General features: G+C 64.7%; 1 protein-coding gene. It reads right to left on the bottom strand.

The window, feature by feature from the left end:
* Nucleotides 1-26: 26 nt before the first annotated feature.
* Nucleotides 27-12,488 carry an amino acid adenylation domain-containing protein gene (locus G9U53_RS03620; RefSeq protein ID WP_347570799.1) on the bottom strand — a complete coding sequence of 4,154 codons (12,462 nt, stop codon included), beginning with the start codon at nt 12,486-12,488 and terminating at the stop codon, nt 27-29.
* Nucleotides 12,489-12,493: the final 5 nt, after the last annotated feature.

The following is a 12,493-nucleotide window of genomic DNA, read 5'->3' as shown; positions in this document are numbered from 1 at the left end:
TGTGTTTCAACTGTGTGGTTTTCGAACTATGTGGCCGTGCGTTTCGACAAATGGCTGTCGAGCAGCGGGGCGATCGCCGCCCACCCGGCTGGGGTCACCAATCCGGCGTGGTCGTACGGCAGATGGTGTACTGCCATGTCCCGGTCCCCGCGGACTCTGCGCCAGCGATCGGCCAGCAGCTGTCCGGACGCCTCGGCGTCGGCGGTGATCAGAGTAACCGGTCCGTCGTAGGTTGTGTCGGTCGAACTGGCCACGAGCAAACGAGTGGCATCAAAACCCGCCCGAACAGCGTCGACCAGTCCCGGTGCCTGAGTGAGGATCTCGGGTGGCAGGGCGGCGGCCAGATCTCGGTCGTCGGAATCGTCGCGACCGTGATCGTCACGATCTCCCAGTGGATGAGTATCGATCAGACCGGCGAACTCCACCGTCTCGCCGATATCGACCAGCTGAGCCGCCATCGCGGCAACGACGTTGCCACCGAACGAGTAGCCGAGCAGGTGGTACGGCCCGCTCGGTTGCACGCCGCGAATCGTGTCGACGTACATCGCTGCCAGTTGGTCCACGTTCGTCGGTTCGAGTGGCTCACCGGCAACTGTGGGCAGTTGCAGGCCGAACAGTGGACGGTCGGCCTCGAGAACACCGGTCAAAGGCGCAAAGGGCCAAGCGAATCCACCGGCCGGATGCACGCAGAACAGTGGTTCTCCGCTGCCTTCGGCTCGCAGTGTCAGGAGGCGATCGCGACTCAGATCGATTTCGGACGCCGACTCGTCAAGGTGTGCTGCGAGCTCGGCGACTGTCGGACGGGCCATCAGCGTTGCCACACCGACGCTCACCGACAGGTCGTGCTCCATCTCCCCCACCAGTCGCATTGCTCGAAGCGAGTCGCCGCCGAGATCGAAGAAACTCTCTTCGGGATCGACTGCCTCGACGCCGAGTACCCGCGCAAAGACCTGGCACAGTTGCCTTTCCATCTCGGTTCGCGGTGCTCGGGCAGCTACTCGGGCGGGGGGTGCCGGCAACGCACCGCGGTCCAGTTTTCCGTTGGGCGTCAGCGGAATCGAATCCACGACGACGATGTCCGACGGAACCAGGTGTGCCGGTACGCGTTCCCGCAACGCAGCTCGCAGATCGGTTGAATCGGCACCGGGTTCTTCGATGACGTAGCCGACCAGTCTCGGCGGCGCACCGCCTTCGCTACGGACGGACGCTGCCGCTCGCAACACTCCCGGCAACGACGCCAACGCGGATTCCACTTCACCCAATTCGATCCGAATGCCTCGGATCTTGACCTGATGGTCCGCGCGACCCAGGTATTCGAGTTCACCGTCGCGACGACGCAGTACGACATCGCCCGTGCGGTACATGCGCTTGCCGACGGAGTAGGGATCAGCAACGAACACAGCGGAGGTCAACGCGGTCCGGTGAAGGTAACCCATCGCCGTTCCGTCTCCGGACATGTACAGCTCGCCCGCCGCTCCGATCGGTACCTCCCGCAGACCCGAATCGAGTACCCGCGCAGACGCGTTCAGAATCGGACGACCCAAGCAGGGTGTCTCGCTCCCCTGAACCGGGGATCCCATCGCGTTGATCGTGAACTCCGTCGGCCCGTAAAGGTCGTACCCGTCGACACCGTCCTGATCGCGCAATCGCGACCACAACTCGGCAGGTACAGCTTCTCCGCCGAGCATCACCAACACCGGCGTCCGCTCACCGTCGAGGAGACCGGCGGCCATCAGTTCCCGTGCATACGAGGGGGTTACATTCACGACGTCGATACCGACTTCGCGGTAATGCTTCACCAGAGACGCGGGGTCCAGTCGCGCCTGCTCGTCGATCACGTGAACTTCGTGCCCCGCGAGCAACCAGAACAGTTCCTCCCACGACATGTCGAACGAGAACGAGACCGTATGCGCGATGCGCAGACGTCGGCCACCCACACTGTTTTCGGTCGGAGTGAATATCTCGGCCTTGTGATTGTGATACATCGTCGTCAACCCGCGGTGACCCACCACGACGCCCTTGGGTTTTCCGGTACTGCCCGAGGTGTAGATGACGTAGGCAGGCTGGTCCGGTGAGGTCGGCCCGCAGACCGCAGCCTCGTCGACAACTGGTGCCGAAGACTGCCCGTCGAGTACCCCGGCCACGTCCGGGTCGTCGAGTACCAGACATGCCTGTCCATCGGGAACTACGAGGTCACGCCTCTGAGTCGTGGTGACTACCAGCGCCGCATCGCTGTCGAGGATGAGTTCGCGCAGGCGTGCCGGCGGGTGAGCCAGATCCAAGGGAAGGTAGGCCGCTCCGGTTCTCATGACGGCGAAGATTGCGACGACGTGATCGGCAGTACGCGGAAGCGCGAGCGCGACAACACGGGTCGGTCCCCCGCCTGGTACCGACTGCCCCAGCGCCGAAGCGAGTATCCGTGCCAGTCTGTCCACCCGAGAGTTCATCTCGGCTGCGCTCAGTGTGACGTCTCCGAAGACCAGCGCCGTCTCGTCCGGAGTTGCCGCTGCCCTTTCGCGCAGTAGTGCGTCCACGCTACCGCCGGCCTGGTCCGGCCGTGGCATCACGACGTACTCCGAAGCGAATTCCGCGGGGGTGCGCGAAAGCGGAACCGCCGTGTCCGCCACCGTGGCGGTATCGGAATTCGCCATCACTTCGAGAATCGTGATGGTGCGGGACAGGATGTCCTGAGCCACGTCGTGCGGAATCAGGTCAGGACGGTTTTCGAGTGTGAGCGCCATCGCCGCGTCCCCGACACCCGGATCCACGTCGAGCGTGAGCGCATAGTGCGTGCCGTCCACCGCATCGAACCCGACGATTCCACTGCGACCGAACGTGTCTCGACGTGCCTGTTCGTCGCGAGGGGTGTTGCGGAAAACGTAGAGCGTGTCGAAGAGCGTGGCGAACCCTGCACTTCGCTGCACGTCGCCGAGCCCGAGATGGTGATGCCCCAGCAGCGAACCTTGTTCACGGAACAGGCGTCCGAGCAACGCCGAGATCTCCTCGCCTGGCCGGACCCGGACACGCACGGGAATGGTGTTGAGCGCCAATCCCACCATGCGGTCGGCGCCCTCGACCTCGGGTGAACGTCCCGAAACCGTCGATCCGAAGACCACGTCGTCACGGCCCGTCACGGCGCGCAATGCCAGGCCCCACGCCGCAGAAACCACGGTGGACAGCGTCACTCCGCTACGTCTGGCCAGCTCGCGTACGTGCTCGGTGATGCTCTGTTCGAGCTGAGCCCGGGTGAACACCGGCAACGGAGCGCGCCCGCCTGATCCCGTACCACCCACGAGTGTGGGTTGCTCGAGATCCGCGAGGTAGTCCTTCCAGGACGAGATGGCGTCCGTGCGATCCGCTTCGGCGATCCATCGCAGGTGATCACGGAAGTCCGCAGGCTTGTCGAGCGCGCCGTCGAGTCCAACCGGGTCCGTGCCGTGTGTGCGAGCAAACTCGTAGAGCGCAAACAACTCCGCGTACATCAAGGTCTGCGACCAACCGTCGGTCAGCAGGTGGTGCTGAGTGAAGACGAGGTGCGCTCCCCCACCTGGCAACCAGACCAACACCATTCGAATGAGTGGCGGCGCACTCAAGTCGAACAGCCTGCCGAATTCAGCCTCGTCGACGGCGCGGACCTCGATATCCAAGTCGTCGGGTGCGACTGCGCTCAGATCGATTTCGCGGAAAGGCATTTCGGCTGCCCTGGGCACGAACTGCACCGGAGCGTCGAAACCGGCGTGTGTGAAGCCGGCCCGCAGGTTCGGATAGCGCCGCAAGAGCGCATCCCCTGCTGCGCGGAGTGAGCGAACGTCGACGGCGGCATCGGCGGAGAACTCGAATCGCGGCTGCATGTGATAGACATCCGTGCCGCCGGCGCCGTCGAGAACCGACTGGAAGTACATGCCTTCCTGCAAGGGACCGAGTGGCAGCACGTCCTGCCAGCCCGGGCTCAGCGACTCGAGCCGTGCCCGACGATCCGCATCGACGGCCACGAGCGGACTCGGCACGCGATCCGGCGCGGTGTCGGGCAATGCCTTCCGGTCCACCTTCCCGTTGAGGGTGAGTGGTAGTGCCTCGAGCACCGTGATGGTCTGCGGCACCATGTGTTCGGGTAGGAGCCGCGCAATCTCCTTGCGCACCAGTACCGAATCGAGCGTGGTTGCACCTTCGGGAACCACATACCCGTGCAAACTTCCGGTACCCGCCGCATCGACGCGAACGGTGGCTGCCGCGCGGAACACACCTGCCACCGATCCGAGCGCGCCTTCGACTTCGCCGAGCTCGATGCGGAAACCGCGAACCTTCACCTGATCGTCCGCACGACGAAGGAAGTGCAAAACCCCTCGCCGGCGTCGGACCAGATCGCCGGTGCGGTAGAGGCGTGCCCCCGGCAGAGAAGGATCGGCGACGAACCGAGCGACGGTCAGATCGGGGCGGTTCAGGTATCCGCGTACCACCTGCGCACCGCCCAGATACAGCTCGCCCGCAACGCCTTCCGGAACCTCACGCAGGTCGTCGTCGAGGATTCGCACGTGCACATCGGTCCAGGGCTGACCGATCGTGACTCGGTCGCCGGTCGTGATGACCGAAGATGTCGCCCACACCGTGGCCTCGGTGGGTCCATAGACATTCCGGACCGAAGCAGCGTTGGTCACCAGATCGTCGGCCAGATCCTGCGGGAGGGCTTCCCCTCCCACCAGGGCTCGCACCATCGCGAGTCCGACTGCGTTCTCGTGTTCGGTGACCACTCGCCACAGCGCCGGCGTTGCCTGCATCACTGTCGCATCGCTTGCGATGATCAACGCCGACAACGCATCCGGGTCGCGAACCGTCCTGCGGTCTGCGATCACGACAGTCGCGCCCGCCGCGAGCGGGCACAGCAACTCGAGTGCCGCGATGTCGAACGACACCGTTGTCACCGCGACGATGCGATCGCCCGGCCTGATCCAGCAATCCTCGAGTACCGTGTCCGCGAAGGCTGCGAGGTTGCCCGTCGAGACCATCACGCCCTTGGGGCGACCCGTCGAACCGGAGGTGTGGATCATGTAGGCGAGGTGATCACCCGCCGCGGGCGGCGGAGGAAGCACGACACCCGAGTTGGTGAACTCACCGTCCACGAAGACACTCGTGGCGACCGTCAACGGAAGTTGCCCGGCGCTGTCGATACTGGTCAGGACACACACCGGAGCCGCGTCCTCGATCATGAACTCGAGCCGCTCAGACGGGTAATCGACGTCGAGTGGCAGGTACGCAGCGCCGATGCGCAGTACCGCGAGCAGTCCGGCCACCAGATCCGCATTTCGATCCAGCGCGACGGCGACTACCTTCTCGGGTCCGGCGCCGACCGCGAGAAGTTCGCGGGCCAGCTCGTCGACGCGCGCCGACAGTTCCCCGTAGGTAATTCCGACCTCGCCGGAGATCACCGCGATGTCGTCGGGGTGACGGCTGACGTGTCGAGCGAACAACTGCGAGATCCCCGACGGCGGCGTCGCGCGTCGGCCCGGGTCGCGATCCGGCTTGTTTTCCGCCAGTCGCAGATCCGCGACGACAGTGCTGATTTCGTGACCGAGGACCGCGATCACACCGTCGAGCAATGCGTCCGCAGTCGCGGCGTCGAACAGCCCGGCATCAACCGTCAATCGAAGTTCTGTTGCGGTTCGGACGAATTCGAGGTCGACGCTCTTTCCGGGCGAGTGACCGACACGGGCAGCGAACAGGCTGCTCGTCCGACGCCCGAGTAGATCCGCGATTCGGTCGAGGCTGACATCGGAATGCGCAAGTGCCTCGGTGACAGCGTTTTCGACTCGCCGAACGACATCGGCAATTCTCGGCCGACCGGACAGGTCGACCCGAATCAGGGTGTCAGTCCCTTCCGAGACCAGTCCGACCGCAAGGTCCCGACCACCGCCGAAGCTGTTCAGCGTCGCCGCCACGGCAGCCAACAGCACCGCGTCGAATCCTGGTTCGTCACCGAACCGGGCATCGCGTAGCTGACGGAGGTAGGTGTGCGGGCGGTACTCTTCGCCGCGCGGGCGGTCATACGGAAGGTCCGTTTCGAGGGGCAGGTCCGCGAGCGTGCGAACCCAGTACCGCTCGTGATCAGGATTTCCCGCCACCGCCGGGGCGCGGAACGTCGCCACGGTCACGACGGGTCGATCGACGCCAACGACCGAATCCGGCGAGAACTTCGTCCGATCGACGCGTGCGGCCACGGCAAGACCGAGGGGGGTCGGGGTGTCGAAGACATCCGAGACGACGACGCGAATTCCCAGCTTGCGCAGGCTTCCCACCAACCGCATCGCAGTGAGCGAGTGACCGCCGAGAGTGAAGAAATTGTCACCTGGATCGACGTCGGGAATCTCCAACACCGTTGCGACACAGGCGCACACTGCATCCACGACCGCGGGATCGACATCGATCGCAGGATCGGGCGCGGCCACCTTTTTCGTGACAGCGACATTTTTCGCGGCAGACACCGCAACGGCAACGGACGCCGCCTGTCGGACTACCGTGAGCACCGCGGATGCGGGAGCTGTCGGTTCGGTCAGCAACCCACGCAGGATCTCCGCGAGCCGTGTGACCATTCGCTGCGCCGTGGCGTCGGAGACAACTGCCGGATCGTGGTACAGAACCAGATCCAGACCGGTGCTCGGCGGCGCCATCAACGTCATCGGATAGTGTGTGACCCCGCGGTTGGTGAATCCCTCGACCCGCAGTGTGTGCGATGCAGGCTGTCCCGCACCGGAGTTCGGGAAGTTCTCGAACACCAGGAGCGTGTCGAACAGTTGCCCGATTCCGGCGATGCGTTCGATCTCGGCCAAACTGGTGTGTTCGACGTCCACGATGTCGAATTGGGCGTTCTGCAGACCGACGAACTGATCGAGCAAAGGCCGGTGCGCGACGATGTCGAGGCGGGCCGGAATCGTGTTGCTGAACAACCCGACCATTCCCTCCACCCCCGAGAGTTCGGCAGGTCGGCCGGACACCGTGGCCCCGAACACGACGTCCCACTGTCCTGTCGCTTCGGCGAGCGCTGCTGCCCACGCACCCTGAACCAGGGTGTTGACCGTCAGCGCTCGCGCACGGCCGAGTTCGATCAGCGCTTCGGCGTCCGATGTCGCGAGAGGAACCTCGAGCGCGACGGGCACACTTCGCGGCGCTCCGGCATCGGCAACGAGAGTCGGCGCGGTGAGCCCACGCAAACGCTCGCTCCACGCTGCGCGGGCAGAGTCCTGATCACGGCCGGCGATCCATGCCAAGTAGTCGCGATACGGCGTCGGCGCAGGGAGGCGGCTGTCGCCGTCGTGGTAGACGTTCATCAGCTCGCGCAGGACGATCGGAGTCGACCAACCGTCGGTGAGCAGGTGGTGCGCGTTGAGGACCAAACGGTGCACCCCGCCGGGCAGCCGAACCAGTAGTGCACGCAGCAGAGGCGGTGTACTGACGTCGAAGACATGCTTGGCGGCCTCGTCCTCGAGCTGATCTGCAGAGCGGAATGCAGTGTCAGCTGGAACGGAGGTCAGGTCGACCGAACGCCACTCGACTTTTGCGCCGCGCGGAATGATCTGAACGGGCCGTTCGAACTGCTCGTAGTGAAAAGCTGCGCGAAGGTTCGGGTGCCTGTCGATCACGGTCTCGAACGCGTCGGCCAACTTCGCCTCGTCCAGTGGCCCGGAGAGGTCGAAGCGTGCAGTGAGCGTGTAGACGTCTGCGGCTCCGTCACGGACCGCATGGAACAGGAGACCTTCTTGTAGCGGCGAGAGCGGAAGGACGTCGGCAAGCGGTCCGTGGACGGCTTCGAGTTCGTTGATCCCTGCCTGATCGACCACCGCGCCCTGGCCGAAGATCGTCGCCGAGCAATCGGAAGGCGTCAAACCACCCTCGAAGAGCGCGGCATGCGCGGTCAGGGCAGCGAGCGCACGTTCCCAATGCTCTTGCAGCTCGACGATCGTCGCGCCGTCGAGCACTGAACCCGCCGCAGTCCATTCGACCGCCAGCGTCGTCGAGTCGTCCTCTCGGACAAATGCGTTGAGCGCCAGCACTTCCGACATAACCTTCGTCGCCGGCTCGATGACCGCGAATGGATCCTGCTCCGGCAATCGCCATCCGGTTCCGGGCAAGGACGGGAAGCGGCCCAGATAGTTGAGCAGCAGTTCGGGTGTAGCGCACGCGGAAAGGTCAGGTGCGGTGTCGCGATCCAGATGCCGCAGAACTCCGTAGCCGACTCCACCTCCGGGTACGGCGCGTTTTGCCTCCTTCACCGCACGAAGGAGATGCCCCGCAGCTGCTCCGCCGCTCAGTGCGTCGGCAAGATCGTCTGCGGTGAGCAGTGCATCGGTGGGAACCCGGACGGGGAACTCACTGGTGAACCACCCGATGGTTCCGGCGAAGTCGGTGTCGCTGGTGAGCGCGTCGCGGCCATGACCTTCGACGGTAACTGTCTGCGCGGGCAGCCCGATGAGGCCGCGGCCGTGCTGCCATGAGCGCAAGGCAAGCATCAAACCCGAGAGAAGCACTTCGTCGGCCTTGGCTCGATACGCCGCCGGAAGCGTGGTCAACAGCGCGTCGGTGACGGCCGGGGGCGCAATGGTTGTCGTGCGAGAGGCGGTTGCGGTCACGTCGATCTTCGGGTCGAGACGACGACTGCCGATCGGCTCGTCGTCCGCCTGTACCGACGCGGACTTCCAGTACTCGAGCTCTGACGCCCTGCTGCCAGAGGCCCCGAATTCCGCGAGCAACCCTGCGTATCGACGCCACGAACTTCCGCCTGCAGCCAACCGGGCCGACCTACGCTCGCGTGCAGCATCGGTGGCTTCGTGGAGGTCTGGAAGCAGAATTCGCCAGGACACACCGTCGACGATCAAATGGTGAGCCACGACGATCAATTGGTCGGGTCGTCCGGCCTCGGTATTGACCAGTACGACTCGCAGGAGTTCACCGGCACGTGGGTCGAGACCCGCCGCCGACGCCTCCGCGAGGTCTCTGATCCGGGACGGCTCGGAGGTGTCGGACACCTCTCGAACGAGTCCCTCGCTGCGCACCGCGCCGGGGTCCCGGACGATCAATTCGGTAGTGCCGCTGTCGTTGTCACGGCGCAGGAGCAGGCGTAGAGCGTCATGGTGATCGAGGATCGTCTGCACGCCGGACTGCAGGTCACCCAGTGAAAGGCCGTCGTCGATGCGCACTGCGGTCCACTGCGCGTAGCCCGCGATTGCCTCGTCTGTCGGATTCTTGTCGATCAGTGCTCGAACGATCGGCGGGGCGATCACGGTGCCGGTCGCCACGTCCGCAACCGAGGCTACGGCGTCGGCGTCATCGGCAATCTCACGTGCCGCAGCGGCGATGGTTCCCAGATCTCGCTGTGCCAGTAGTTCTTTGGGAGCAACGATCAGTCCGCGCACCCGCAGTCGACTGCTGACACTGATCGCCGTGATGCTGTCACCACCGAGGCCGAAGAAGTCCTCGTCCACGCCGACGCGTTCGCGGCCGAGCACCTCGGCCACCACGTCACAGAGGATTTCCTCGCGCGGTGTGGATGCGGCGCGCCCTGCCGATTCGGCAGCCGGGGCAGGTAGTGCCGCACGATCGAGCTTTCCGTTCACCGTGACGGGCAGTTCGTCCAGAACGACGATTGCGGCGGGAACCAGATGATCCGGTACGCGACCGGCGAGGTCACGGCGCAATTCTTCCTGCGGCGGAAGCGTCGCGCCGGCGGCGGCTACAACGTAGCCGACGAGGCTGGGCCGTCCCCCATCCGTGCGGATCAACGCAGCAGCCGCGCCGATTCGGGGTACCGATCCGAGAACAGCCTCGACCTCGCTCAACTCGACTCGATGTCCGCGAATCTTCACCTGCTTGTCGCTGCGACCGATGAAGTCGTAGCCCCGCCCCGGCACCCACCGCGCCACGTCCCCGGCGCGGTACATCAGATCTCCCGGAGCCCCGAAAGGATCTGCGACAAAACGCTCGGAGGTCGCGCCGGCGCGGCCGAGGTAGCCCCTGGCCAATTGCGGTCCCGCCAGGTAGAGCTCACCTCGTTCACCGTCGGCGACCGGCTCGAGCGCGCTGTCGAGCAGGTACGCACGGGTACCCGCGAGCGGGTACCCGATACGCGGTCCGGCACCTTCGACCGTGGTCGCGATCGCGTCGACCGTCGTTTCTGTGGGGCCGTACAGGTTTCGAGCCGGAACACCGGATTCGATGATCGCGTCCCACAGTGCGGGCGGTGCCGCCTCGCCACCCACGACGAGGAGCTGCAACCGATGCGTACGCAGCAACCCGTTGTCCACCATCGCTGCCGCCATCGACGGCGTCGTGTCGACCACGTCGACGCAATCTCGCTCGAACGCCGCGACCAGAGCAACCGCGTCCTTCTGCAGTTCCTCGTCGTATACGTGCACACGATGACCACACAGCAGCCACAACAGTTGATCGAGAGACGCATCGAAGGCGAACGACGCTGTGTGCGCGGTGTGCAGTTGGCGGTTCCCGACGCGCTCGGCGGTGTCCCGGTAGATGGTGGCGCGATGGTGGTGAAGCAGGTGCGCCAATCCACCGCCTCTGACCAGCACACCCTTGGGCTTGCCTGTCGATCCCGAGGTGTAGATGACATACGCCAGGTGATCACCATGCCGTGCTGTCGCCAGTTCACCGAGTTCGAGTGGAAGCTCGGAATTAGCACGGAGTTCTTCGCGGACTGCGTCGGAATCGATGACGAGGGGGTCGGGCCGAAAACCTCCGACGAGTTGCTCGGCCAGAGTGGAAGTGGTGATCACGACCTTCGGCTGCGCGTCGTCGATCAGATCTCGCAACCGCTCGGCCGGGTGCTGCGGATCCAGGGCCACGTACGCTGCGCCCGCGTTCAATGTCGCGAGCAGAGCCACCACCATCTCGGAAGTACGCGGAAGCGCAAGTCCGACAATGTCGTCCGGGCCGACATTGCGGGCCCGAAGCAACCGGGCGAGCTTGTGGACGCGGCCACCGAGTTCTGCGCCTGTCAAACGTTCGTCACCGCACACGAGGACTGTGTCATCCGCGTGCTCGACAACGATGCGGTCGAACACGTCGGGAACGAGTTCGACCGAGCCGGGCAGCGGTGCAGTTTCGCGGCCGGCGAGAATCCGCGCGGCTTCGGCCGCAGGCATCATCTCCACCTGACCGACGGCAGGATCTCCCTCCCCGACCATCGCGTTGACGATGCTGACGAAACCGGCGAGGCGACGCTGAACCGATTCCCGAGTATTGGTACGCGCGTCCACTTCGAATCCGAGTAGAACTTCGCCGTCCGCAATGGGCGTAACCGTCAAACCCAGGTCCTCCGGCGGTCCCCCGGCGACGTTTCGCAGTACACCCACAGCGCCGGCGAAATCGAGGGCGAAGTCGAAAGCCTTGAGATTGATTCCGATCCCGTGAAGCAGTGCGCCGGTTCCGGCGACGCCCAGGTCCCGAGCAAGATTCTCACCGCGGTAGCGCTGGTGTGCGCGCAGGCTTTTCATCGTGGCGGCCACCTGCTTGCTCAGGTCACCGAGTCGATCGTGGCTGCGAATCGTCAACCGGAGAGGCAGAACGTTGACTGCCATGGCCGGCGTCTTGAGTGCCGTGCGACCTACGCGCGCCATGAGTGGCATCGCGATGACAACATCCGTCTCGCCGAGCAGTCGGTGGAGAAACGCGCCGTAGCAGGCGATCAGTGCCTCGGCCCACGTTGTTCCCGTCGCGTCTGCCACGTCTTTGAGGCGGTTGAGGGCGTCGGCGGTAATGATCTCGCGAACCTGGATCGTTCGTTCCGCCGGACCGGTGACCTGCTGGCCGCGTCCGTCCAACGCGGGCAACGGCGTCAGGACATCACGCCAGTAGTCACGATCTTCCGCGAACTGCTCGCCAGCCCGGTACGCCTCGTCCTCGCTGACCAGATCTGTCATAGAACCGAATCGCGTTGGTGCGACGTCGGTTCCCTTCTTCGCGGCCGTGTAGTGCGCGGCGACACGACGCGAAATCATGGCTGCGCTGTAGCCGTCGACGATCAAGTGGTGATAGAGCTGGATGCACCAGATCTCGCGATCGGAGAGCCTGATCAGCGAGTACGTGTACAGCGGACGCTCCACCATCAGGCGGCAGTACTCGGACGCCCGGCTGCGCTCGGCGTCGACCAGTGCGTGCGCCACGGCTACGGGATCGCGCTCGTCACGGACGTCGGTGATCGGGATGATGCCAACCGGCTCGTCGGAGATGTACTGACGCGGGCCGTCCGCCGTCTCGATCATCCGCAGCCGCATGGTTTCGGCTTCACCGATCGTCGCCGTGATGGCAGCTGTCAGCAGTTCGGTGTCGATCGGTTCGTCACCCGAGATTTCGAGCACCTCGCCGACGAGGTAGCTCCGAGATTCGGGATCAAGCCTCTGTGCGTTCCAAATCCCGAGTTGAGCTCCTGTGAGAGCAAACGTAGCTTCGCTCGCCGCTCCGGAGTTCGAACCTGGAAGAACGCTCACACTGA

Origin of the sequence: Rhodococcus sp. D-46, from assembly GCF_011290655.1 — a bacterium.
GTDB classification, from domain to species: domain Bacteria; phylum Actinomycetota; class Actinomycetes; order Mycobacteriales; family Mycobacteriaceae; genus Rhodococcus_F; species Rhodococcus_F qingshengii.
Note: the sequence above shows the minus strand (reverse complement) of the source record. Positions and strands in the feature narration are given on the sequence as shown.